Below are 25,430 nucleotides of genomic sequence, written 5' to 3'. Positions count from 1 at the left end.
TTTTACTCTCCAACCTTGCTCTGGATCATCCGAATATCCGCGTGGCGACTGGCTTTGACGAGAAAACAGCCAATAAAAAGGGCCCCTTGAAGGAGCCCTTTTCGATCACTGCAGCAGAAGATTACTCTTCGTCAAAACTGCCGGATGCGTTGAGCAGATCCGCCAGATTTTGCTGAGCTTCGTCGGCAGTCACCTGCGGCACACCGACAGCACGGGCTGCGGCGGCACGCTGGTTGATCCGGGCATGGTGGTAGGCAAAGCCGGTACCAGCCGGGATCAGACGACCCACGATCACGTTCTCTTTCAGGCCACGCAGTTCATCACGCTTGCCGCCAACGGCCGCTTCGGTCAGAACACGAGTGGTTTCCTGGAAGGAAGCCGCGGAGATGAAGGACTCTGTGCTCAGGGATGCCTTGGTAATACCCATCAGGATATGACGGAAGGTGGCCGGAGTCTTACCCTCGGCAACCAGCTTACGGTTGGCAATCTTCACGCGAGCCACTTCAACCTGCTCGCCTTCGATAAGGTCAGTGTCGCCAGCGCTCAGGATCTCGCACTTACGCAGCATCTGACGAACGATGACTTCGATGTGCTTGTCGTTGATCTTAACGCCTTGCAGACGGTAAACGTCCTGCACTTCGTTGGCGATGTAGTTGGCGACCGGGCTGATACCGCGCAGACGCAGGATGTCGTGAGCAGATTCAGGACCGTCTGCCAGCACTTCACCCTTCTCAACTTTTTCACCTTCGAACACGTTCAGGTTACGCCACTTCGGAATCATCTCCTCGTAGACGTCGCCACCATCAGTCGGGGTGATGACCAGACGGCGTTTGCCCTTGGTCTCTTTCCCGAAGGAGATGGTACCGGAGATCTCGGCCAGGATAGCCGGTTCTTTCGGTTGACGTGCTTCGAACAGATCCGCAACGCGCGGCAGACCACCGGTGATGTCCTTGGTACCACTGGACTCTTGCGGGATACGCGCGACCGCGTCACCCACGCCCACGTTGGCACCATCTTCCAGGTTCACGATCGCCTTGCCCGGCAGGAAGTACTGGGCGGCAACGTCGGTACCCGGGATCATGACATCCTTGCCGTTCTGGTCGACCAGCTTCACGGTCGGACGCATCTCTTTACCGGCGCTCGGACGTTCGTTGACATCCAGCACGACGATAGAGGAGAGACCGGTCAGCTCGTCGGTCTGACGAGTGATGGTCACGCCATCGATCATGTGCTCGAACTGGAGGCGACCCGCCACTTCAGTGATGATCGGGTGGGTATGCGGATCCCAGTTGGCAACTGTGTCACCGGCGCTCACGGCCTGGCCATCTTTCACTTCCAGCACGGAACCGTAAGGCAGCTTGTGGCTTTCCTTGGTACGGCCCATGTCATCCATGATGGTCAGTTCGGTAGAACGGGAAGTGATAACCAGTTTGTCATCGCTGTTGTGAACGAACTTGGCGTTCTGCAGCTTGATGCTACCTGTGTTCTTGACCTGGATGCTGCTCTCGGCAGCAGCTCGGGATGCGGCACCACCGATGTGGAAAGTACGCATGGTCAGCTGGGTACCCGGTTCACCGATGGACTGGGCGGCGATAACACCGACAGCCTCACCCTTGTTAACCAGGTGACCACGGGCCAGATCACGGCCGTAGCAGTGAGCACAGTTACCGAAGTCAGTCTCACAGGTGATGGCAGAACGTACCTTCACACGGTCAACGGAGTTGCGTTCCAGCAGGTCACACAGCTGCTCGTCGAGCAGGGTGTTGCGCGCTACCAGAATTTCGTCTTCAGTACCCGGCTTGATCACGTCATCGGCAACCACACGGCCCAGCACGCGCTCACGCAGCGGCTCGACCACGTCACCACCTTCGATCAGCGGAGTCATCCACAGACCTTCAACAGTGCCGCAATCGTCCTCGGTGATCACCATGTCTTGTGCCACGTCAACCAGACGACGAGTCAGGTAACCGGAGTTAGCCGTCTTCAGTGCGGTATCCGCCAGACCCTTACGGGCACCGTGAGTGGAGATAAAGTACTGCAGTACGTTCAGACCTTCGCGGAAGTTAGCCACGATAGGGGTCTCGATGATGGAGCCATCCGGCTTGGCCATCAGGCCACGCATACCAGCCAGCTGACGGATCTGGGCTGCGGAACCCCGCGCACCAGAGTCGGCCATCATAAAGATGCTGTTGAACGACGCTTGCTCTTCTTCTTCACCCAGAGAGTTGACATCACGCTCTTTGGACAAGTTCTCCATCATGGCCTTGGAGACGCGCTCGTTGGCGCTGGCCCAGATATCGATAACCTTGTTGTAGCGTTCGCCCGCGGTCACCAGACCGGACAGGAACTGGTCCTGGATCTCGGCAACTTCGGCTTCGGCAGCGGCGATGATGTCTTTCTTGGCATCCGGGATGACCATGTCATCGATACCAACGGACGCACCGGACAGGGCCGCATAATGGAAACCGGTATACATCAGCTGGTCAGCGAAGATAACGGTGTCCTTCAGACCCTGCTTGCGGTAGCAGGTGTTCAGCAGACGGGAGATGAGCTTTTTACCCAACGCCTTGTTGGAAACACTCTTGATCCAGTTCTGCGGATTGGCATCCAGATCGGCCTGCTCTGCAGCAGTCAGCACCTTGGGCTCATCGATCAGGGCATATTCCATGCCTTTCGGCAGGATCAGGCTCAGGATCGCACGACCAACAGTGGTGTTCTTCAGCTCGGTACGCTCTACCAGCGAATCATCTGCCTGACGGAGATATTCGGTGATACGTACTTTGACGCGAGCATGCAGATCAGCCAGACCGGCGCGATATACCTTCTCGGCCTCTTTCGGGCCGGCCAGCACCATACCTTCGCCCTTGGCGTTGATACGGGCACGGGTCATGTAGTACAGACCCAAGACCACGTCCTGGGAAGGAACAATGATCGGCTCACCGGAGGCAGGCGACAGGATGTTGTTGGTAGACATCATCAGCGCACGCGCTTCCAGCTGGGCTTCCAGGGTCAGCGGTACGTGGACCGCCATCTGGTCACCATCGAAGTCCGCGTTATAGGCGGCACAAACGAGTGGGTGCAGCTGGATAGCCTTGCCTTCGATCAGGGTCGGTTCAAACGCCTGGATACCCAGACGGTGCAGGGTCGGTGCACGGTTCAGCAGAACCGGGTGTTCGCGGATCACTTCGTCCAGGATATCCCAAACGACAGCTTCTTCACGCTCCACCATCTTCTTGGCGGCCTTGATGGTAGTCGCCAGACCGCGGGATTCCAGCTTGCCATAGATGAACGGCTTGAACAGTTCCAGCGCCATCTTCTTCGGCAGACCGCACTGATGCAGACGCAGGGTCGGACCTACGGTGATAACGGAACGACCGGAGTAGTCGACGCGCTTGCCCAGCAGGTTTTGACGGAAACGACCTTGCTTACCCTTGATCATATCGGCCAAGGATTTCAGCGGACGCTTGTTGGAACCTGTGATGGCACGACCACGACGGCCGTTGTCCAGCAGGGCATCCACGGACTCTTGCAGCATGCGCTTTTCGTTGCGCACTATGATGTCCGGTGCAGCCAGGTCCAGCAGACGCTTCAAGCGGTTGTTACGGTTGATCACGCGACGATACAGATCGTTCAGATCGGAAGTCGCGAAACGGCCGCCGTCCAGCGGTACCAGCGGACGCAGGTCCGGCGGCAACACAGGCAGCACTGTCATGATCATCCACTCCGGCTTGTTGCCGGACTGCAGGAAGGCTTCCATCAGCTTCAGACGCTTGGTGGTCTTCTTGCGCTTGGTTTCGGAGTTGGTCTGATCCAGCTCCTCACGCATGGTCTTGACTTCACCTTCCAGATCGATGGCACGCAGCAATGCCAGGATTGCTTCGGCACCCATCTTGGCGTCAAATTCGTCGCCCCACTCTTCCAGTGCGTCCAGATAGTTCTCTTCGGAGAGCATCTGGCTGCGCTCGAGGTTGGTCATGCCGGGTTCGATCACTACATAGGATTCGAAATAGAGCACGCGCTCGATGTCACGCAGGGTCATGTCCAGCAGCAGACCGATACGGGACGGCAGGGACTTCAGGAACCAGATGTGGGCAGTCGGGCTGGCCAGCTCGATATGGCCCATACGCTCGCGACGGACCTTGGTCTGGGTCACTTCTACGCCACACTTCTCGCAGATCACACCACGGTGTTTCAGGCGCTTGTACTTGCCGCACAGACACTCGTAGTCCTTCACCGGTCCGAAGATACGGGCACAGAACAGACCATCACGTTCCGGCTTGAAAGTCCGGTAGTTGATGGTCTCAGGCTTTTTGACCTCACCGAATGACCAGGAGCGGATCATGTCAGGAGAGGCCAGACCGATCTTAATACTGTCAAACTCTTCGGTCTTGGTCTGAGCCTTCAAAAACTTGAGTAAGTCTTTCACGTGTTTCCCCTGTCAGGAGTCTAACCTCGGCGCCCCTACTGCCAAAGCAGCGGGGCGCCCACGTCAATTCTCGAACAATAAGAGCGAGCTCTTACTCTTCGTCCAGCTCGATGTTGATACCCAGAGAGCGGATTTCCTTCAACAGTACGTTGAAGGATTCGGGCATGCCCGGCTCCATACGGTGGTCGCCATCCACGATGTTTTTGTACATCTTGGTACGGCCATTCACATCGTCAGACTTGACGGTCAGCATTTCCTGCAGGGTATATGCCGCACCGTAAGCCTCCAGGGCCCACACTTCCATCTCACCGAAACGCTGACCACCGAACTGCGCCTTACCACCCAGCGGTTGCTGGGTAACCAGGCTGTAAGAACCGGTAGAACGCGCATGCATCTTGTCATCGACCAAGTGGTTCAGCTTCAGCATGTACATGTAACCCACGGTGACCTTACGCTCGAAGACGTTGCCGGTACGACCGTCGAACAGGGAGATCTGACCGGATTCCGGCAGATCGGCCAGCTTCAGCAAGGCTTTGATTTCGTGCTCTTTGGCACCATCAAAGACAGGTGTAGCGACCGGCAGACCCTTGCGCAGGTTACCCACCAGGGTACGTACGTCGTCGTCAGACAGCTCGGCGATGTCCACTTGCTTGGTGTCCTTCTCGCCCAGGTCATAGACCTGTTGCAGGAAGTCACGCATCTCGTGCAACGCGCGCTGCTCCTTGATCATGCGGTCGATCTTCTCGCCGATACCCTTGGCAGCAAGGCCCAGGTGTACTTCGAGGATCTGACCGATGTTCATACGGGACGGTACGCCCAAGGGGTTCAGTACGATGTCGACCGGACGGCCGTATTCGTCATGAGGCATATCCTCGACCGGGCAGATCTTGGAGATAACACCCTTGTTACCGTGACGGCCCGCCATCTTGTCACCCGGTTGGATGCGACGCTTGACTGCCAGGTAAACCTTGACGATTTTCAGTACGCCCGGCGCCAGATCATCACCCTGGATAATCTTGCGACGCTTGTTCTCGAACTTCTTGTCGAAGTCGGCTTTCAGCTCGATGTGCTGTTCGGCGATCTGTTCCAGCTCGATCTGCTTGGCTTCATCTTCGATGGCCAATTCAAACCACTTGGTACGATCCAGCTTGTTCAGACGATCTTCGCTGTAACCGGCGGCCAGCAGCAGGTTGCGGGAGCGGCCGAAAATGCCGTCTTCCAGGATCTTGAACTCTTCGGTCAAGTCCTTCTTCGCTTCCTTCAGCTGCATCTCTTCGATTTCTTTGGCGCGCTTGTCTTTTTCCACGCCATCGCGGGTAAAGACTTGCACGTCAACCACGGTACCGTACACGCCATTCGGCACACGCAGGGAGGAGTCCTTCACATCGGAGGCCTTCTCACCGAAGATGGCGCGCAGCAGCTTCTCTTCCGGCGTCAGCTGGGTTTCACCTTTCGGTGTTACCTTGCCAACCAGAATGTCGCCGCCCTTCACTTCGGCACCCACGTAGACGATACCGGACTCGTCCAGCTTGGACAGTGCGGCTTCACCCACGTTCGGGATGTCGGCAGTGATCTCTTCCGGACCCAGCTTGGTGTCACGGGAGATACAGGCCAGTTCCTGGATATGGATGGTGGTCAGGCGATCTTCCTGAACAACACGCTCATTCACCAGAATCGAGTCTTCAAAGTTGTAACCATTCCATGGCATGAACGCGACGCGCAGGTTTTGGCCCAGCGCCAGTTCGCCCAGATCGGTAGACGGGCCGTCAGCAACCACGTCACCGGCCATGACCGGCTCACCCAACATCACGCAAGGACGCTGGTTGATACAGGTGTTCTGGTTGGAACGGGTGTACTTGGTCAGGCTGTAGATGTCGATGCCGGCTTCGCCTGGCAGCAACTCATCTTCGTTGACCTTGATAACGATACGGGAGGCATCGACATAGTCGATCATGCCGCCACGCTTGGCCACTACGGTTACACCGGAGTCAACGGCCACGGCGCGTTCCATACCGGTACCTACCAGCGGCTTGTCAGCACGCAGAGTCGGTACGGCCTGACGTTGCATGTTCGAACCCATCAGGGCTCGGTTAGCATCATCGTGTTCCAGGAAGGGGATCAGAGCGGCTGCCACAGATACGATCTGCTGCGGGCTCACATCCATATACTGGATCTGGTCGGCGTTCATAAAGGTGGATTCACCTTTGTGGCGGCACGGGATCAATTCATCTTTCAGACGGCCATCTTCGGTGGTCGCGGCGTTAGCCTGTGCGATCACGTACTTGCCTTCTTCAATAGCAGACAGATAGTCCACTTCGTCGGTGATCACACCGTCAATGACTTTACGGTACGGTGTCTCGAGGAAACCATACTCGTTGGTACGAGAGTACACGGACAGAGAGTTGATCAGACCGATGTTCGGACCTTCAGGAGTCTCGATAGGGCACAGACGACCGTAGTGAGTCGGGTGCACATCTCGAACTTCAAAACCGGCACGCTCACGGGTCAAACCGCCCGGGCCCAGCGCAGAGATACGGCGCTTGTGGGTGACTTCGGACAGCGGGTTGTTTTGGTCCATGAACTGAGACAGCTGGCTGGAACCAAAGAACTCTTTGACTGCGGCGGAGATCGGCTTGGCGTTGATCAGATCCTGCGGCATCAGAGTGTCCAGGTCGCCCAGGGAGAGACGCTCCTTGACCGCACGCTCGACACGCACCAGACCGACACGGAACTGGTTTTCAGCCATTTCACCGACAGAACGGATACGACGGTTACCCAAGTGGTCGATATCGTCCACTTCGTCATTGCCGTTACGGATGTCGATCAGGCGCTTCATGACTTCGACGATGTCGTCTTTGGTCAGAGTGCCAGCGCCGGTCTCATCTTCACGGGACAGACGACGGTTGAACTTCATCCGACCTACGGTAGACAGGTCGTAACGCTCGGAAGAGAAGAACAGGTTCTCGAACAGCTGTTCTGCTGCTTCACGGGTGGGCGGCTCGCCCGGACGCATCATGCGATAAATTTCGACCAGGGCTTCCAAACGGCTGGAGCTGGAGTCGATACGCAGGGTCTCGGACATGTAGGCACCGTGATCCAGTTCGTTGGTGAACAGAACCTCGAAGTGCTTGAAGCCGGCTTGGGACAGGTTGGCAACCGCTTCCAGGCTCAATGCCTGGTTGGCAGTCACAACCATTTCGCCAGTTTGCGGATGCGTGTAGTTCTTGGCAGCAACTTTGCCAACAACATACTCAACCGGTACCTCAATCTGGGTAACGGCATCTTTCTCCAACTGACGGATGTGACGCGCAGTCACACGACGACCGGTCTCAACCACCACGGCGCCATTGGCCACGATGTCAAAGGTCGCAGTTTCACCACGCAGGCGCTCCGGCACCAGATCCATCATCAACTTGCCATCTTTTACTTCAAAACCTATGGTCTCGAAGAAGTTGGCCAGGATTTCTTCGGAACTGAAGTCCAGGGCGCGCAGAATAATGGAAGCCGGCAATTTACGACGACGGTCGATACGGACAAACAGGTTGTCTTTTGCATCGAACTCGAAGTCCAGCCAGGAACCACGGTAGGGGATAACGCGGGCGTTATACAGCACCTTACCGGATGAATGAGTTTTGCCTTTATCGTGGTCGAAGAAGACGCCCGGGCTACGATGCAGCTGGGAGACGATTACCCGCTCGGTACCATTGATAACAAAGGTGCCGTTCTCGGTCATGAGCGGAATTTCGCCCATGTATACTTCTTGTTCCTTGATGTCTTTGACGGTGCCGGCAGCTGCTTCACGATCGTATAGAACCATACGAAGCTTGACACGCAGCGGCGCGGAGTAGGTCACTCCACGGATCTGGCATTCTTTTACGTCAAATACCGGCTCACCCAGGCGATAGCTGACATACTGAAGCTCAGCACTACCGGAGTAACTGGTGATCGGGAAAACGCTACGGAAAGCGGCCTCTAGGCCATATTCACCTTCCGGGTCAGCCTCGATGAACTGCTTGAAGGAGTCCAGCTGAATGGACAACAGATAAGGCGTGTCCAGTACCTGGTCTCGCTTACCGAAGTCCTTACGAATGCGTTTTTTTTCGGTATAAGAGTAAACCATAGGGTTCCTCAGCTCGCTGATAAGTGACCCACTCTGTCCCGCGGGACAGCTCTGTCTCAACACCGTTTTGTGTTGGCCCGGACGATGATACGGTCCGGATTGCTGGTGCACCGAGAGTCGTAAACGGTGTGAAATGCTCTCAGTCTACAGCGCAAAAAGGCTGGTGAACAAATATTCACCAGCCCTAGCCTGTTTTATCAGGCTAATCTACATAAATGCAGATTATTTGATCTCAACAGAAGCACCAGCTTCTTCAAGCTGCTTCTTCAGAGTTTCAGCTTCATCTTTGGAGATGGCTTCTTTCAGGTTGGCAGGAGCGGCTTCTACCAGGTCCTTGGCTTCTTTCAGGCCCAGACCGGTAGCGGCACGAACGGCCTTGATGACGGCAACTTTGTTGGCGCCAGCAGCAGTCAGAACTACGTCGAACTCGGTTTTCTCTTCTACTGCTTCTGCAGCCGGACCGGCAGCAACAGCAACAGCGGCAGAAACACCGAACTTCTCTTCCATAGCTTCGATCAGCTCAACAACTTCCATTACGGACATGGAAGCAACGGCTTCGATGATTTGGTCTTTAGTGATAGACATGACAAAAATTCCTGATGTTGAATAAACTCAAACAGCCTAAATAGGCGAGAATCAAGCAGCAGCTTGTTTCTGATCACGCACAGCAGCGATGGTACGAACCAGCTTGCCAGCAGAGGCTTCTTTCATAGTCGCCATCAACTTCGCAATTGCTTCGTCGTAAGTCGGCAGCGTGGCCAGACGATCAATTTGTGCTGCGGCGATAAACTCACCGTTAAAAGCGCCGGCCTTGATTTCGAACTTTTGGTTCGCTTTGGCAAACTCTTTGAACAGACGAGCAGCAGCGCCCGGGTGTTCGTTGGAGAAAGCAATCAAGGTAGGACCAGTCAATACGTCGTTCAGGCACGCGAATTCGGTACCTTCAACCGCACGACGCAGCAGGGTGTTACGCACAACGCGCATGTACACACCGGCTTCACGAGCGGTTTTACGCAGGACGGTCATCTTGTCTACAGTGACGCCGCGAGAATCGGCTACAACTGCGGACAGGGCGCCTTTGGCAGCTTCGTTGACTTCAGCAACAATTGCCTTTTTGTCTTCGAGTCCCAATGCCATTGGCTTAACTCCTGGATTGAATCTGAGTCTCATGACTCAGTACTGACACATCCCCCCTACCTTCACAACAGAGGGGAACGATGCGGTAGCAGGATTCCAGAAGAGAAAGAATCTTTCTCGCTGGGTTTCCGGCACCGTCTACGCAGGAAGGATTAAGGCTTTGCAGCCTCCTGCGGTCTTGGACGGAGGTCGAAGCCCCCAACCAATCAAGGCGCAAAATTATAGATTAAATTTTGCGCCTTGTAAAATCCATCAATTAGCCCTGAGCTTCCAGAGAAGCTTGGTCTACGGCAACACCGGCACCCATGGTGGTGGAGATGCTGACTTTCTTGATGAAGATACCTTTGGCGGAAGACGGCTTGGCCTTTTTCAGGGCAACCAGCAGTGATTCCAAGTTTTCTTTCAGCTGAACTTCGTCGAAAGAAACCTTACCCAGAGTGGTATGGATGATACCATTCTTGTCATTACGGTAACGAACCTGACCGGCTTTGGCATTCTTCACAGCTTCAGCAACGTTCGGGGTTACAGTACCGACTTTCGGGTTCGGCATCAGGCCACGCGGGCCCAGGATTTGACCCAGTTGACCAACAACACGCATGGCATCCGGGGATGCGATCACGACGTCGAAGTTCATCTCGCCTTTCTTGACCAGATCGGCCAGGTCATCCATACCAACCAGTTCAGCACCGGCAGCTTTGGCAGCTTCGGCGTTGGCACCCTGGGTGAATACGGCAACACGTACATCACGACCGGTACCGTGCGGCAGTACAGTAGCACCACGAACGTTTTGGTCAGATTTACGAGCATCGATACCCAGGTTGACAGCAACGTCAACGCTTTCAACGAACTTGGCGGTAGCCAGTTCTTTCAGCAGGGCAATGGCTTCGTTGATGGAGTACTCTTTGGTACCGTCAACTTTTTCGCGAATAACGCGCATACGCTTGGAAAGTTTTGCCATTGTCTTAATCCTCCACTACCAGGCCCATGGAACGAGCGGAGCCTGCGATGCAACGTACTTTTGCATCCAGATCGGCACCGGTCATATCCGGCTCTTTGGTCTTGGCGATTTCTTGCAGCTGGGCAACAGTCACCTTACCAACCTTGTCTTTGTTCGGCTTGGCTGAACCAGACTGGATACCGGCAGCTTTCTTCAACAGGAAGGCAGCAGGCGGAGTCTTGGTTTCGAAGGTGAAGGAACGGTCGCTGTAAACGGTGATCACGACCGGAGTCGGTGAGCCTTTTTCCAGCTTCTCTGTACGAGCGTTGAACGCCTTACAGAATTCCATGATGTTAACACCGTGCTGACCCAGAGCAGGACCAACGGGAGGGCTGGGGTTAGCACTGCCAGCCTTAACTTGCAGCTTGATATAAGCTGTGACTTTCTTAGCCATTAGAAAAATACCTCAGAAATGGGTTCTAGCGCCTCGGAGACATGCTCCTGCAAACGGCTCCCCAACTAATAAAGGGGCAGCGAATTATAGTGACATTCGCTGCCCCTGACAACCGTTAACGTACAGAGTTTAATCAGCCCTTTTCGACCTGACCAAAATCCAGTTCTACCGGCGTTGAGCGACCGAAGATCAAAACAGAGACCTTCACGCGGCTCTTCTCGTAGTCCACCTCTTCAACGGTACCGTTGAAGTCGGCGAACGGACCATCGGCAACCCGCACCATTTCACCCGGTTCAAACAGGGTTTTCGGACGCGGCTTGTCGTGGGCATCTTGCAGGCGGTTCAGGATCGCATCGGCTTCCTTATCAGAGATAGGAGCCGGGCGATCAGAGGTGCCACCAATGAAGCCCATCACACGCGGTACGTTACGCACCAAGTGCCATGTGGTTTCATCCATGAGCATCTGAACCAGCACGTAGCCCGGGAAAAATTTGCGCTCACTCTTGCGCTTCTGGCCAGCACGCATCTCGACCACTTCTTCAGTCGGGACCAGTACTTCACCGAACATGTCTTCCATGCCATGCATCTTGATATGTTCGCGCAGGGATTTAGCTACCCGACCTTCATAGCCGGAGAATGCCTGCACGACATACCATCTCATACGTTGTTCACGTTGTTCAGTCATGGCTTATCCTTACACTCCGGTAATCAAGTTGACCAACCAGACCAAGGCACCGTCCAGCATGAACAGCAACAGCCCCATCACGGCAGTCACCGCCAGCACAATCAGGGTTGTCTGAATGGCTTCCTGACGGGTCGGCCATACGACCTTGCGGACTTCCAGGCGAGACTCACGGGCAAATGCCAGTGTCGCCTTTCCCTTGGTGGTTTGCAGGGCTACTGCACCAGCAGCAGCAATGACAACGACCACACCCAGGGCGCGGACGGCAGCGACAACATCGTTGAGCAGGTAATTACCCACTACAGCGGCCGCCAGGATGATGAAAACCAGGCCCCAAAGCAGGGTATCCTTGCTTCCGCCCTGGCTCTCAGAACTAACACTCATACAACCCACCTGTATCTGACGTAACCAAAGACACAAAAGCCCCGTACGAGACGAGGTATATGGCAGGGGCGGCAGGACTCGAACCCGCAACCATCGGTTTTGGAGACCGCTGTTCTACCAATTCGAACTACGCCCCTACATAAGAAAGCCCCTATTATAGGGGCTTTGCTTTATTTATGTAAGCCAAAGATTAAGCAATCACGCTGGCTACAACACCGGCACCTACAGTACGACCACCTTCACGGATAGCGAAACGCAGGCCGTCGTCCATTGCGATCGGTGCAATCAGGGTAACAACCATTTTGATGTTGTCGCCTGGCATTACCATCTCTACGCCTTCCGGCAGTTCGATGGTACCGGTCACGTCGGTTGTACGGAAGTAGAACTGCGGACGGTAGCCTTTGAAGAACGGGGTATGACGACCACCTTCTTCTTTGGACAGTACGTACACTTCAGATTCAAACTTGGTGTGCGGCTTGATGGAGCCCGGCTTGGCCAGTACCTGACCGCGCTCTACGTCTTCACGCTTGACGCCACGCAGCAGCGCGCCGATGTTCTCGCCTGCACGACCTTCGTCCAGCAGCTTGCGGAACATTTCAACACCGGTACAGGTGGTAGAAACGGTATCTTTGATACCCACGATTTCTACGGTCTCACCGACTTTAACAATACCGCGCTCTACACGACCGGTTACTACGGTACCACGGCCAGCGATGGAGAATACGTCTTCGATAGGCATCAGGAACGGCAGGTCAATTGCGCGCTCCGGCTCCGGGATATAGGTATCCAGGTGGCCAGCCAGCTCGATGATTTTCTCTTCCCATGCCGCGTCGCCTTCCAGCGCTTTCAGCGCGGAACCACGAACTACCGGCAGGTCATCACCCGGGAAGTCATACTCGGTCAGCAGTTCACGAACTTCCATCTCGACCAGTTCGAGCAGCTCTTCGTCATCTACCATGTCGCACTTGTTCATGAACACGATCATGTACGGGATACCAACCTGGCGACCCAGCAAGATGTGCTCACGAGTTTGCGGCATCGGGCCGTCGGTCGCGGCTACTACCAGGATCGCGCCGTCCATCTGGGCAGCACCGGTGATCATGTTTTTAACGTAGTCGGCGTGACCCGGACAATCTACGTGCGCGTAGTGGCGGGTAGCGGTATCGTATTCTACGTGGGAGGTGTTGATGGTGATACCACGCTCACGCTCTTCCGGTGCCTTGTCGATCTGGTCGAAGGCGAAAGCTTTACCACCGAAGTGCTTGGCCAGCACGTTGGTGATGGCTGCAGTCAGGGTGGTTTTACCGTGGTCAACGTGGCCGATGGTACCCACGTTAACGTGCGGTTTGTTACGCTCAAATTTTTCTTTAGACATGATCGTCCCTCTAAACTAACGCTGAGTACGCGGTGGCAAGCTAACCACAGAACAGTTTATATGATGGATTTGAATCTGGTGGGGAAGAGAGGCTGGTGCTGACAGGCAGATTCGACGGCCGACTTCACCCGAGGGTGTAGCTCTTGGTATCGCCTGAGCCATATCAGCATCTTGGAGCGGGCAGCGGGAATCGAACCCGCATCATCAGCTTGGAAGGCTGAGGTAATAGCCATTATACGATGCCCGCATTTCTCTAACCCAAAGAACTCAAACCGCAGAGAAATATGGTGGAGGGAGAAGGATTCGAACCTTCGAAGGCAGAGCCGTCAGATTTACAGTCTGATCCCTTTGGCCGCTCGGGAACCCCTCCGGTGCATAAATGCCACAACGGTAATTCTGCTTGCACCCGTTGTTTTATCGCTTTTGCCGGGCAAATAGACGACAGACATCCAAGCGTCGCGCATTTTATTGTAAGGATTTTGGGGATGCAACCATTGCGCCTTGCAAAATGTGCATTATTGCCGGGAAGTATGCAAAAAAGGACTCACTCCCTGCTCGGATCCGCAGCATAGCTTGTCGCTCCCCACCCCTTGGTGTATGGTCGCCCTGCCCAAGAAACAGTGATGACACCATGACGACAGAGCATAACCCCTATTTGCAATTCACCCGCGAACAATGGGCGTTATTGCGCGATGCGGTCCCCCTGACCCTGACCGAACACGATCTGCAGACCCTGCGCGGTATCAATGAAAAGGTGTCATTGCAGGAGGTGGAAGAGATCTACCTGCCCCTCTCTCGCCTGCTCAATCTCTACGTCAAGGCCAAGCAGCGCCGCAGCCGGGTGCTGGAACAGTTCCTCGGCCAGTCCCGCGGCAAGGGCACTTACATCATCAGCATCGCCGGTAGCGTGGCGGGGGGAAAGAGCACCACGGCCCGTATCATGCAGGCGCTGCTGGAGCGCTGGCCGGAGCATCCTCGGGTAGAGCTGGTCACCACGGATGGCTTCCTTTATCCCAACAAGGTGCTGGAAGAGCGTGGCCTGATGCGCCGCAAGGGCTTTCCGGAGTCCTACGACATCCGCCATCTGGTGGAGTTTGTCGCCAATATCCGCGCCGGCCATGAGAAGGTAGAGGCGCCAGTCTACTCCCACCTCATCTACGACATCATTCCGGATGAGAAGAAGGTGGTGGAACAGCCGGATATCCTGATCCTGGAAGGGCTAAATGTGCTGCAAAGCGGCATGGACTATCCACAGGAACCCCATAGAGTATTCGTGTCAGATTTTGTCGATTTCTCCATCTATGTGGATGCCGAAACCGAATTGCTGCGCACCTGGTATGTCGAGCGCTTCCTCAAGTTTCGCAGCGGTGCCTTCTCGGATCCGGACTCCTACTTCCACCACTACGCCAAGTTGGCGGAGAGTGAAGCCAGCAAGATCGCCAACACCATATGGCAAGATATCAACTATCTCAATTTGCAGGAAAACATCCTGCCGACCCGGGAGCGGGCCAATCTGATCCTGACCAAAGGTCATGAGCATGCCATCGAGCAGATCAAACTGCGCAAGTGATGGCGGGTGAGCACAGTACATGAACGAAGAGGGGGCCTGCAGGCCCCCTCTTCCATTGGTGTCTCTGGCACACCGGGATATCAGTCGCCCCGTCGCAGGGAAATCTCTCCCCCCAGATAGAACTTGATCCCCTCGCTCGTCTCCAGTCGCAGGGCGCCGCGATCATCGATGCCACGGGCGATGCCCCGGATCTCCTGCTCCCCCATCAAGAGGCGCACCGGCCGACCGGCAAAGTGATCGAGCCGGTTCCAGTCATCGACAAAGTGCGACAACCCCTGCTGCTCGAAGGTCAACATGGCCTGTTGCAGGTGGCCGAGCATGCGGGCGGCCAGCAGATTGCGATCCACCAGTTCCGGTTGGATGTGGCGAAGCTCGGACCAGGCCTGATCGATCCGCTCCCCCTCACGGGCTGGCATCGCCAGGTTGAGGCCCACCCCGATCACCAGGTTGCAGCTGGCGCCGGCGCTGCCGCTCATCTCCACCAGAATGCCAGCCAGCTTGCGGCCCTGATAATAGAGATCGTTCGGCCACTTGAGCTCGACCCCCGGATAACCCAGGGATTCCAACGCCTGCACCACGGCCACTCCGACCGCCAGACTCAGGCCCATGGCCGCCGCCATGCCCTGCTCGAGTCGCCAATACATGCTCAGGATCAGCTGGCAACCGAAGGGGGAAACCCAGGGCTTGCCACGGCGACCACGACCGGCAGTCTGGCACTCGGCCAGACAACTCTCGCCGGACTGCAGCTGGTTGACCCGCTCCAGCAGATACTGATTGGTGGAGTCGATCACCGGGAAGCAGTGCACCGGCGCCATGGGGGCCAGCGCCTGCAACTGCGCCTGATCGTACAGCGCCATTGGCACCGCCAGCCGATAACCCTTGCCGGTCAGACTGAACAGGTCAAGCCCCAGCTCCTTGAGCGCTGCCATGTGCTTGCCCACTGCTGCACGGCTGATGCCGAGCTGCTCGCCGAGCTGCTCGCCGGAGTGAAACTGGCCATCGCTGAGCAGGGTGATCAGCGTCTGCCTGATGGGAGTAAGCGTCATGCCAGTACCTCATCGAGCCAAGTCTCACCGGTCAGCCCCATGAAGCGCACTTCGTGCTCCAGCACCACCCCGAATTTCTGCTCCACGCTGTCACGCACATGGGCCGCCAGAGCGATGAGCTCCATGGCGCTGGCCCCCCCCAGATTGACCAGCACCAACGCCTGTTCCTGGTGGACGGCTGCGCGGCCGATGGCAAAACCCTTGAGACCGCACTGATCGATGAGCCAGCCAGCCGCCAGCTTGGCCTGCCCTTCCCCGGCCGGGTAGCAGGGCATCTGCGGATATTGCTGCTTGAGCGTGTCGGCCAGCGTCGTCGTTACCACGGGGTTCTTGAAGAAACTGCCCGCATTGCCGAGCAGGTTGGGATCCGGCAGCTTGGCCATCCGGGTGGCGCAGACGGTATCGAAGATGGCCTGCGCCGTGGGCGTGTCACCGAGCGCCGCCAGCGGGCCATAACCCAGCATGGGCGTCCAGGCCTTGGGCAGACGCAGACCGACGGCGGTAATGAAGTGAGAATCCTGACAGGCGTGCTTGAAGATGCTGTCACGGTAGCCGAAATGACAATCGGCGGCCTTGATCCGCTCCACCTGACCGCTCTGCCAGTTGAATGCCTCCACATAGGCACAGAAACGAGCCAGCTCGACCCCGTAAGCACCGATATTCTGCACCGGCGCGGCGCCGACTGTGCCCGGGATCAGCGCCAGATTCTCCAGACCATACCATCCCTGTTGCAGGGCATGACACACCAGTTGATGCCAGTCCTCACCGGCGGCCACATGCAACAGCCAGTGATCCCCCTCATCCTGCAGTGCGATACCCTTCAGCCGGTTGAGTACCACCAGGCCAGCGAAATCATTGCAAAACAATATATTGCTGCCACCACCCAACACCAGGCGGGGCAATTCTGCCAGTTCAGGACTGGCCAGGATCTGCGGCAGGTCATCAAGATTGTCTACCTCCGCCAGCCAGAGGCAGTGGGCATCGAGGGCCAGGGTGTTGAGCGTCAACAAGGAGGCGTGGGGGGTGAGTTTCATCTGCGTGTCCCGACAATAGCAAGCGGGCAGTCTACCTTATATTCCCGCCGGACGAAAAATCCCGCCCTCTTTTCGGACTCGATCTGCTGGAGTAGAGTATCCGGTTCCGACTCCCGAGGAAGTACTCATGAACAACCAATTTGCCGTCATCGGACTGGGGCTGTTTGGCAGCGCCCTGTGCGAAGAGCTGCAACGGCAGGATGCCGAGGTGCTGGCGATTGATATCGACGAAAGCAAGACCCGCCAGATAGCCACTCTGTGCAGCCATGTCATCGTCGCCGATGCGACCGATGAGGCTACCGTGGCAGAGCTGGGGCTGGCCAACTTCGACATCGTTTTTGTCGCCATCGGTGACAACCTCGAGACCAGTATTCTCACCACGCTCGTCCTGAAAGAGGCGGGCGTGAAGAAGGTGTGGGTCAAGGCCCGTGACAAGTTTCACGCCAAAATCCTGCATAAAGTCGGGGCCGACAAGGTGATCAATCCGGAGTGGGATATGGGCCGACGGGTCGCCCAGAGCATGCTGGACAACCGGTTGTTCGACTATCTGGAGCTGGGCCACGACATGGTGCTGACCGAAGTCGTTATCGGTCTGCAGCAAAATGCCCGCAATCTCGGTGACTTGCATCTGCTGCAACAGAACGACTTCCAGCTGCTCGCCATCAAGCGAGGCGATGTGCTGCATAACGTGCTGACCGGCAAGATGGAGCTGCAACTGGGCGACATACTGATCATGGCGGGCAACAAACACGCCATCGACCACTGGCTGGAAACCCTGTGATCAATTGGCGCAGCAGCTACGCCTTCGCCCTGCATCGGGATGACAACTCCCGCTGGAGCGAAGCCAAGCTGATCCTGGGCAGCTTTCTGGTCATCCTGCTGATCGGCACCATTTTTCTGGTGCAACCCTCCAGCCACAATGGCGAGGTGACCTTCGTCAACGCCCTGTTCACCGCCACCTCGGCCATCAGCGTGACCGGGCTCGGTGTGGTGGATACAGGTACCGCCTTCACGCTGCAGGGACAGATCTTCCTGTTGATATTGATGGAGATTGGCGGTCTGGGTCAGATGACAATGACACTGCTGCTGATCGCCATGTTCAGCAAACGGGTCGGCCTGCGCCAGCAGGTGCTGGCCAAGGAGGCGCTGGGACAGGAGGGCTCGGTCAACATAGTGGGGCTGGTCAGACGCATAGTGCTGTTCGCCTTTATCGCCCAGCTGATCGGCACCGCTGTCATGGCCATCCGCTGGGTGCCCGATATGGGCTGGGAACGCGGTCTTTATGTCAGCTTCTTCCATGCAGTTTCCGCCTTCAACAACGCCGGTTTTTCACTGTTTCCCAACAGCCTGATGGATTATCGGGATGATCCCCTGATCTCGCTGACGATTGCGCTCTTGCTGATCCTGGGAGGCATAGGCTTTACCGTCATCGTCGATCTGGTACGCAACCGCCGCTGGCGCAAACTGAAGCTGCACAGCAAGCTGATGCTGGTGATGACCCCTGCCCTGCTGCTGCTGGGCACCCTGATGTTCTGGCTGCTGGAGCGCAACAATCCGGGCACCCTTGGCAGCGCCTCCCTTGGGGGGCAATGGCTGGCAGCCTTCTTTCAGTCGGCCAGTGCGCGGACCGCGGGCTTCAACAGCATCGACACCGGGCAGATGGTCCCTGCCGCCCTGCTGTTCATGATGATGTTGATGTTTATCGGGGCCGGTACCACCTCTACCGGTGGTGGTATCAAGGTGACTACCTTTGCGGTGGTGCTGCTGGCGACCAGGGCCTTCCTGAGCAAGCGGCCCCACGTCACCGCCTTTGGCCGCACCCTCTCACCCCAGATAGTGACCCGCTCGCTGGCCATCATCATGGTCAGCACCATGGTGCTGATGCTGGCGATGTTCCTGCTGATGGTGACCGAGGATCTGCCGTTCGACAAAATCATGTTCGAGACCGTCTCTGCGTTCGCCACTGTGGGGCTTTCTACCGGCATTACTGCCTCTTTGAGCGAGCCGGGAAAGCTTATCCTGGTACTGGTGATGATCTGTGGTCGTCTCGGCCCGCTGACCCTGGCCTTCATGCTGGCTCGCCCGAGCGAAACCCGCATCAAGTATCCGGAAGAGAGCGTCTATACTGGCTAGTCCAGGTGCAAAATAGAAAAAGGGGCCAAGGGCCCCTTTTTCTATTTTGCTTATCCAGCCTGGTATTGCGGCGCAGCGACTCAGGTCGCCTTGCTCCTGGCCGGGCGCTTGCCGGCACTCTTGCGAGGAGTGCCAGTGGTGCCTGCACTGCTCTTGCGACGGGGAAAACGGGGCTTGCCGGCCCCCGGCGCCGCCTTGGGCAGGGCGCTGAAGCTGGCGCCGGAATCCTGCCTGGCCCCCTCGATCAAGGTGTTCAACTGCTCCGTCAGTGGCCCCATAAATTGCTGATAGCTGGCGTGCCGCTCGGCAATCTGGCCCAGGCTCTGCTCCCACAGGGCCGTCATGTCCGGCGTGGTAGCGGTGGCGGGCAGCGCCAGGATCAGTGCCCGTCCAGTGGGCGTGCCCTTGATACTCTTGCCCTGGCGCACCAGAAAACGACGCCTGAACAGCAGGTCTATGATGCCGGCCCGGGTCGCCTCTGTACCCAGGCCATCGGTCTCGCGCAGGGTCTTGCGGATCTCGGGATCCTGCACGTAGCGGGCTATGCCGGTCATGGCGGCCAGCAAGGTGGCATCGGTGAACGACTTGGGCGCCTGGGTCATCTTCTCCAGCAGCTCGCCGCGCTCGCACAGCAATTGCTCCCCCTCTTTCAGGGCGGGCAGGGTACCGGCTTTCTCTTCGTCGTCATCTTCTTCCACCCCCAGCAGCGCCTTCCAGCCCGCCTTGAGGATCCGCCGCGCCTTGGCCTGGAACAGGCCACCCGCGATACGCAGCAGCACCTTGCTGTCGTTGTACTCGAACGGTGGGTAGAACTGCAGCAGGTATTGGCGCGCCACCAGACCGTAGATTTTGGCCTCATCGCCGCTGAGACTGCCCTCGTTGCCACGCTTCTCGGTGGGGATGATGGCGTGGTGGGCATCCACCTTGCTGTCATTCCACGCCTTGCTGCGGATCTTGCCGTCCGCCTCGCTCACCGCCCTGGCGAATGCCGGCGCAGTAGCAGCGATGGCCTCCCGCACCTGGGCGGCCCGGTTGAAGTGATCGCTGGGCAGGTGACGGCTGTCGGATCGGGGATAAGTGATGAGCTTGTGGCGCTCGTAGAGCCCCTGACACACATCCAGCACTCGCTTGGCATCCATGCCAAAGCGCTTGGCAGCATCGATCTGCAAACTGGAGAGGTTGTAGGGCAGCGGTGCTGCCTGCTTGCGGGCCTGTTCCTCTACCTCTTCTACCGATGCTGGTTGGCCATTGATGCGACTGACCACTTTCTCCGCCAGCGCCCGGTTGAGCACCCGCCCCTCCTCATCCTGCCAGGGCAGGCAGGCCTCGGAGGGCAGCCACTTGGCACTGAAGCGCTCGTTGCCCTCGGTTACCAGATGGGCCAGCACCTCATAGAAGGGCTTGGGTACGAAGGCCTCTATCTCCAGATCCCGCCGCACCACCAACCCCAGCAGCGGGGTCTGTACCCGACCGACCGACAGCAGTTCGCTGCAACCGCCCTTGCGACCGAGCAGAGTGTAAGCCCGGGTCATGTTGATGCCATAGAGCCAATCGGCACGGCTGCGGGCCAGTGCCGATACCGCCAGCGGCACGAACTCCTTGTTGTCTCTGAGCTTGTCGAGGGCGCGGCGCACCGCCGGCGGGTTGAGATCACTGATAAGGCAGCGCTGCACCGGTCTGGTCTTGGGGTAACCGAGAAAGTCGATCACCTCGTCCACCAGCAGTTGCCCTTCCCTGTCCGGGTCACCGGCATTCACCACGCAGTCGGCCAGCTTGATCAGCCGCTTGATGACGGTTAGCTGGGTCTTGGTCTTGGGCTTGGCCACCAGCTGCCACTGGGCGGGGATGATGGGCAGTTGCTCCATGCACCACTGCTTGAAGGCGGCGTCGTAGGCATCGGGCTCGGCCTGCTCCAGCAGGTGGCCGATGCACCAGGTCACCACATCCCCCTGGGCAGTTTCGATGAAACCGTCCCCCTTCTTGTGGGGCTTGGGCAACACATCGGCAATGGCTCGGCCAAGACTGGGCTTCTCGGCGATAAAGAGTCGCATGGTAAACACACCTGAACACTGTATATGCGAACAGTATATACCGAGCCTTTTGCAAAGCCCAAGCCTGGCCATCCGCGGGTTCGGTGATCACGAGCACGCAGTCGGTCAGAGGTGCGACTCGGGATAAAGCGGGCGACTACCCTTCAAGATGCTAATGCGGGCCATGTAATGAAACCTGACCCGAACGAGTTCGAATGGGATAAGAAAAGCATGGATATTAAATTAAATTCAATTAAATGATAAAATACAAAATAATTAATGCATTTAAGATGACATTGCAAAATAAAAATCATGATAGAGGTCAATCCCCTGCCTCTCTCTAGCTACTACTATATTGGTAATATTTGATCGTAGGAAAATGCCGCCATGCTTGGAAAATTATTGAGAAAGACCTGGTTCTGGCTCCTGCTGCTCGGAGCCCTGCTGGGCGTCGCGGCATTGGGTGTCACCATGACAGTGATGCATAAAACCAGTTCTACCGAGTTTTGCGTCTCCTGCCACTCCATGCAAACCCCGCTGGCCGAGTATCAGGGCAGCGTCCACTTCCAGAACGTGAAGGGCATCCGGGCCGAGTGTGCAGACTGTCACATCCCCAATGAACCCAGCGCCTATCTGTGGACCAAGATCCGCGCCGTGAAGGATATCTATCACGAGGCGATCGGCACCCTGGACACCCCTGAGAAATACGAGTCGCACAAGCTGCGCATGGCCCAGTCGGTGTGGGACGAGCTCAAAGCCAATGACTCTGCCACCTGCCGCAGCTGCCACAGCTACGCCGCCATGGACATTCTGGCCCAACGCCCCAATGCCCGGGCCGAGCACCCGGTCGCCATCAAGGAAGGCCAGACCTGCATCGACTGCCACCGCGGTGTCGCCCACATCATGCCTGACATGAGCGAGCTGGCTGCCGCCGGTGCGAGCGAGCTGGCCCAGGCTGCCGCCCAGACTCCGGCCAACGTCACCACCCGTTACGCCATCGCCACGGCGCCGCTGTTCCTCGATGCCGCCGCCAAGACAGATGAAGGCACCCTGATGCCCTCCACCAGGGTGGAAGTACTGGCCAACGAAAATGGCCGTGCCCAGGTGCAGATCGAAGGCTGGCAACAGGACGGCGTGAGCGAAGTCTTCTACGCCGCTCCCGGCAAGCGGATCCTGAGCGTACTGGTCGGCGATGCCGCCAAAAAATCCCTGGTCACCGGCCAGAGCGAAACCGACAGCGCCACCAACCTAACCTGGCATCAGGTCAAACTGACCGCCTGGGTGGATCAGACCCAGCTCATTGGCGATCAGGGCAAGCTGTGGCAATACGCCTCCACCCTGATGTCCAACAGCTGCACCGGCTGCCACGGCCTCACGGCGCTGGATCACTTCAATGCCAACCAGTGGATCGGCGTCATCAAGGGGATGGAATCCCGTACCTCCCTGACCCCGGAACAGGCTCGCATGTTGACCCAATACGTCCAGAAACATGCCAGTGACATGAGCGCGGCGCACTAAGGCTGGCACAGAGGAAATCGTCATGACTTTTTTTACCGATAAGAACACCAATCTGTCCCGCCGCAACCTGCTCAAGGGGCTCGGCGCCTGCGCGGCCTTGCCGCTGCTCGCCGGCATCTTTCCGAAGAGTGCTCTGGCCCGGGCCATCAGCACGGCGCTGGAGCAGTTCCCGACTCTGGTCCCGGCCCAGAAGGGCATACTGACCGGCGCCCACTGGGGGGCCTTCGAAGCCATAGTCGAAGATGGTCGCATGGTGCGCGTCCAGCCGGTAGCCGATGATCCGGCGCCAAACGACCTCATCGACATGGCGCCCTACCAGGTCCATGCCAAGAACCGCATCAAGTACCCCATGGTGCGCAAGAGCTGGCTGGAGCATGGCCCTGGCGCCAGACCCGAGCTGCGCGGCGCCGACGAATGGGTGCGGGTGAGCTGGGACAAGGCCATCGAACTGGTCGCCGGCGAGATTGGCCGGGTACAGAGCGACTTCGGCCCGCAGGCGATCCACGCCGGTTCCTACGGCTGGAAGAGCGTCGGCATGTTCCACAACAGCCGTACCCTGCTGCACCGCCTGATGAACCTGGCCGGTGGCTTCACCGGTTATGCCGGTGACTACTCCGCCGGCGCCGCCCAGGTGATCATGTCCCACGTCATGGGCTCCATCGAGGTGTATGAGCAGCAGACCGCCTGGCCGAACGTGATCGAACACGCCGAACTGGTGGTGCTGTGGGGCGTCAACGCCCAGGTGACCCTGAAGAACAGCTGGAACATGCCGGACCACGAGGGTCAGGCCGGCTTCCAGGCACTGAAGGATAAGGGCACCCGCATCATCAGCATCGATCCCGTCTACAACGAGACCGCCAAGCTGGCCGGGGCCGAGTGGATTGCACCGAACGCCTATACCGACGTGGCCATGATGCTGGGGGTGGCCCACACCCTGTATACCGAGCAGAAGCACGATCAGGCCTTCCTCGATCGCTACACCAGCGGTTTCGACAAGTTCCTCACCTACCTGCTGGGCAAGGACGACGGTCAGCCGAAGAGCGCCGAGTGGGCGAGCAGCATCTGCGGCGTCGAGGCCAAGGTGATTCGCCAGCTGGCTCTCGACATGGCGGCCAAGCGCACCATGATCATGGCCGGCTGGGGCATGCAGCGACAGCACCACGGCGAGCAGCCAAACTGGATGCTGGTCACCCTGGCCGCCATGCTGGGCCAGATCGGCCTGCCGGGCGGCGGTTACGGCTTCAGCTACCACTACTCTTCCGGTGGCAGCCCCACCGCCAAGGGCGGCATACTGGCGGGTATCTCGGCCGGCAACGCGCCCAAGAACAGTCCGGCCCCGATCCCGGTGGCCCGCATCGCCGACTGTCTCGCCAACCCGGGCAAGACCATCGACTTCAACGGTCGTCAGGTGACTTATCCGGACATCAAGCTGGTCTATGTGGCGGGTGGCAACCCCTTCCACCACCATCAGGACACCAACAACCTGCTCAAGGCATGGCGCAAGCCGCAGACCGTGATCGTTCACGAACCCTACTGGACCGCCACCGCCAAGCACGCAGACATAGTGCTGCCGGCCACCACCAGCTATGAGCGCAACGATCTGGAGATGGGGGGCGATTACTCCCAACGCTACGTGTTCCCCATGCACCAGTGCGTACCGCCCCAGCACGAGTCACGCAACGACTTCGACATCTTCAGCGCCATTGCCGCCAAGCTGGGCCTGCTGGAAGCCTACACCGAAGGCAAGGACGAGATGCTGTGGCTCAAGCAGATGTATGACGGCATGGCCGCCCAGGCCCGTGGCGCGCGGGTGGCGCTGCCGCCATTCAACATGTTCTGGGAGTCCAACAACTACATCCGCTTCCCCATTCCGGAGGCGAATCGCCAGTGGATCCGTCACGCCGATTTTCGCGAGAATCCCTTGCTCAACCCGCTCGGCACCCCGTCCGGCAAGATCGAGATCTTCTCCAACACCATCGCCAGCATGGGGTATGCCGACTGCGCCGGTCATCCTAAATGGTATGAGCCCAAGGAGTGGGTGAAGAGCGAGTCTGCCAGCCGTTATCCGCTGTCGCTCAACACCTCGCACCCGACCCAGCGCCTGCACTCACAGCTGGACAACACGCCGCTGCGAGACAAGTTCGCCATCGCCGATCGGGAGGCCATCCTGATCCACCCGAATGATGCCAAGGCCCGTGGTATTCAGGATGGGGATCTGGTGCGTGCCTTCAACGATCGCGGCCAGATCCTGGTGGGCGCCCTGGTGTCGAAAGACATACGTCCGGGCGTGGTGCGCATCTGTGAAGGGGCCTGGTTCGACCCGGCCAAACCGGGTGAGGCGGGGGCCATCTGCAAGAACGGCAACGTCAACTGCCTGACCTTCGACGAAGGCACCTCCAGCCTGGCGCAAGGCAACTGCGGCCACATGGCCCAGCTGCAGATCGAGAAATACAGGGGCCCGGCACTGGCCAATACCGCCCACGCGGTCCCGGCCAACGGCTGAGTCCACACTCGACCAACAAAAACGGCGCCATCAGGCGCCGTTTTTTATTGCTGTCAATTTACTGTGGCAGTGAAGACTCAG

At 57.8% G+C, this 25,430-nt stretch carries 17 protein-coding genes and 3 tRNA genes; 5 read left to right on the top strand and 15 right to left on the bottom strand.

Annotation, left to right across the window (positions count from 1 at the left end; genetic code table 11):
• Nucleotides 1-121 precede the first annotated feature (121 nt).
• From rpoC to GWQ29_RS10805, 12 genes are all read right to left on the bottom strand, one after another.
• Complete coding sequence (rpoC, locus tag GWQ29_RS10860) at nucleotides 122-4,426, bottom strand: DNA-directed RNA polymerase subunit beta' (protein WP_005318570.1); 4,305 nt, start codon at nucleotides 4,424-4,426, stop codon at nucleotides 122-124.
• Nucleotides 4,427-4,517: 91 nt separating this feature from the next.
• Entirely contained in the window at nucleotides 4,518-8,546 is a 4,029-nt protein-coding gene (gene rpoB, locus GWQ29_RS10855) for a DNA-directed RNA polymerase subunit beta (RefSeq protein WP_005318568.1), read from the bottom strand.
• Nucleotides 8,547-8,768: 222 nt separating this feature from the next.
• Complete coding sequence (gene rplL, locus GWQ29_RS10850; protein ID WP_005318565.1) at nucleotides 8,769-9,131, bottom strand: 50S ribosomal protein L7/L12; 363 nt, start codon at nucleotides 9,129-9,131, stop codon at nucleotides 8,769-8,771.
• Nucleotides 9,132-9,182: 51 nt separating this feature from the next.
• On the bottom strand, nucleotides 9,183-9,683 hold the full coding sequence (gene rplJ, locus GWQ29_RS10845; protein ID WP_005318563.1) for a 50S ribosomal protein L10: 501 nt from the start codon (nucleotides 9,681-9,683) through the stop codon (nucleotides 9,183-9,185).
• 256 nt (nucleotides 9,684-9,939) lie between these two features.
• Nucleotides 9,940-10,641 carry a 50S ribosomal protein L1 gene (gene rplA / locus GWQ29_RS10840; RefSeq protein ID WP_005318560.1) on the bottom strand — a complete coding sequence of 234 codons (702 nt, stop codon included), beginning with the start codon at nucleotides 10,639-10,641 and terminating at the stop codon, nucleotides 9,940-9,942.
• A 4-nt stretch (nucleotides 10,642-10,645) separates the two neighbouring features.
• A complete protein-coding gene (gene rplK / locus GWQ29_RS10835; RefSeq protein ID WP_005318556.1) occupies nucleotides 10,646-11,074 on the bottom strand; it encodes a 50S ribosomal protein L11 in 429 nt (142 codons plus the stop codon).
• Between the two features lie 133 nt (nucleotides 11,075-11,207).
• The gene (gene nusG / locus GWQ29_RS10830) at nucleotides 11,208-11,759 is read right to left on the bottom strand and encodes a transcription termination/antitermination protein NusG (protein ID WP_005318554.1); all 552 of its coding nucleotides are present in this window, start codon (nucleotides 11,757-11,759) and stop codon (nucleotides 11,208-11,210) included.
• A 9-nt stretch (nucleotides 11,760-11,768) separates the two neighbouring features.
• Entirely contained in the window at nucleotides 11,769-12,140 is a 372-nt protein-coding gene (gene secE / locus GWQ29_RS10825; protein ID WP_005318552.1) for a preprotein translocase subunit SecE, read from the bottom strand.
• A 60-nt stretch (nucleotides 12,141-12,200) separates the two neighbouring features.
• A tRNA-Trp gene (locus GWQ29_RS10820) sits at nucleotides 12,201-12,277 on the bottom strand.
• Nucleotides 12,278-12,330: 53 nt separating this feature from the next.
• The gene (gene tuf, locus GWQ29_RS10815; protein ID WP_033135315.1) at nucleotides 12,331-13,515 is read right to left on the bottom strand and encodes an elongation factor Tu; all 1,185 of its coding nucleotides are present in this window, start codon (nucleotides 13,513-13,515) and stop codon (nucleotides 12,331-12,333) included.
• A gap of 172 nt (nucleotides 13,516-13,687) precedes the next feature.
• Nucleotides 13,688-13,762: transfer RNA gene (locus tag GWQ29_RS10810), tRNA-Gly, on the bottom strand.
• 38 nt (nucleotides 13,763-13,800) lie between these two features.
• A tRNA-Tyr gene (locus GWQ29_RS10805) sits at nucleotides 13,801-13,885 on the bottom strand.
• Between the two features lie 261 nt (nucleotides 13,886-14,146).
• On the opposite strand from GWQ29_RS10805, the gene coaA reads away from it, so the two are divergent.
• Nucleotides 14,147-15,085, top strand: coding sequence for a type I pantothenate kinase (gene coaA, locus GWQ29_RS10800; RefSeq protein ID WP_011898271.1), 939 nt, complete (start codon nucleotides 14,147-14,149; stop codon nucleotides 15,083-15,085).
• 80 nt (nucleotides 15,086-15,165) lie between these two features.
• On the opposite strand, the gene birA is transcribed toward coaA, so the two are convergent.
• Together birA and murB are read right to left on the bottom strand one after the other, a co-directional pair.
• A complete protein-coding gene (birA, locus tag GWQ29_RS10795; RefSeq protein ID WP_021139866.1) occupies nucleotides 15,166-16,131 on the bottom strand; it encodes a bifunctional biotin--[acetyl-CoA-carboxylase] ligase/biotin operon repressor BirA in 966 nt (321 codons plus the stop codon).
• A complete protein-coding gene (gene murB / locus GWQ29_RS10790; RefSeq protein WP_275919406.1) occupies nucleotides 16,128-17,165 on the bottom strand; it encodes a UDP-N-acetylmuramate dehydrogenase in 1,038 nt (345 codons plus the stop codon). The genes birA and murB overlap by 4 nt, the downstream gene beginning before the upstream one ends.
• 127 nt (nucleotides 17,166-17,292) lie before the next feature.
• Here murB and GWQ29_RS10785 point away from each other — a divergent pair, with 127 nt between their 5' ends.
• Together GWQ29_RS10785 and GWQ29_RS10780 are read left to right on the top strand one after the other, a co-directional pair.
• The gene (locus GWQ29_RS10785) at nucleotides 17,293-17,946 is read left to right on the top strand and encodes a TrkA family potassium uptake protein (RefSeq protein ID WP_021139864.1); all 654 of its coding nucleotides are present in this window, start codon (nucleotides 17,293-17,295) and stop codon (nucleotides 17,944-17,946) included.
• Complete coding sequence (locus GWQ29_RS10780) at nucleotides 17,943-19,298, top strand: TrkH family potassium uptake protein (RefSeq protein WP_275909174.1); 1,356 nt, start codon at nucleotides 17,943-17,945, stop codon at nucleotides 19,296-19,298. The genes GWQ29_RS10785 and GWQ29_RS10780 overlap by 4 nt, the downstream gene beginning before the upstream one ends.
• Nucleotides 19,299-19,378: 80 nt before the next feature.
• Here the strand turns inward: GWQ29_RS10780 and GWQ29_RS10775 are convergent, their stop codons facing one another.
• The gene (locus GWQ29_RS10775) at nucleotides 19,379-21,349 is read right to left on the bottom strand and encodes a DNA topoisomerase III (protein ID WP_275919405.1); all 1,971 of its coding nucleotides are present in this window, start codon (nucleotides 21,347-21,349) and stop codon (nucleotides 19,379-19,381) included.
• A 366-nt stretch (nucleotides 21,350-21,715) separates the two neighbouring features.
• On the opposite strand from GWQ29_RS10775, the gene GWQ29_RS10770 reads away from it, so the two are divergent.
• Complete coding sequence (locus GWQ29_RS10770; protein ID WP_275919404.1) at nucleotides 21,716-22,846, top strand: NapC/NirT family cytochrome c; 1,131 nt, start codon at nucleotides 21,716-21,718, stop codon at nucleotides 22,844-22,846.
• A 22-nt stretch (nucleotides 22,847-22,868) separates the two neighbouring features.
• A complete protein-coding gene (gene torA / locus GWQ29_RS10765; protein ID WP_275919403.1) occupies nucleotides 22,869-25,349 on the top strand; it encodes a trimethylamine-N-oxide reductase TorA in 2,481 nt (826 codons plus the stop codon).
• Nucleotides 25,350-25,430 lie beyond the last annotated feature (81 nt).

It is taken from the genome of Aeromonas sp. 2HA2, assembly GCF_029237345.1.
In the GTDB taxonomy this organism is placed as follows: domain Bacteria; phylum Pseudomonadota; class Gammaproteobacteria; order Enterobacterales; family Aeromonadaceae; genus Aeromonas; species Aeromonas salmonicida.
This window is presented reverse-complemented; position numbering and strand designations above follow the sequence as displayed.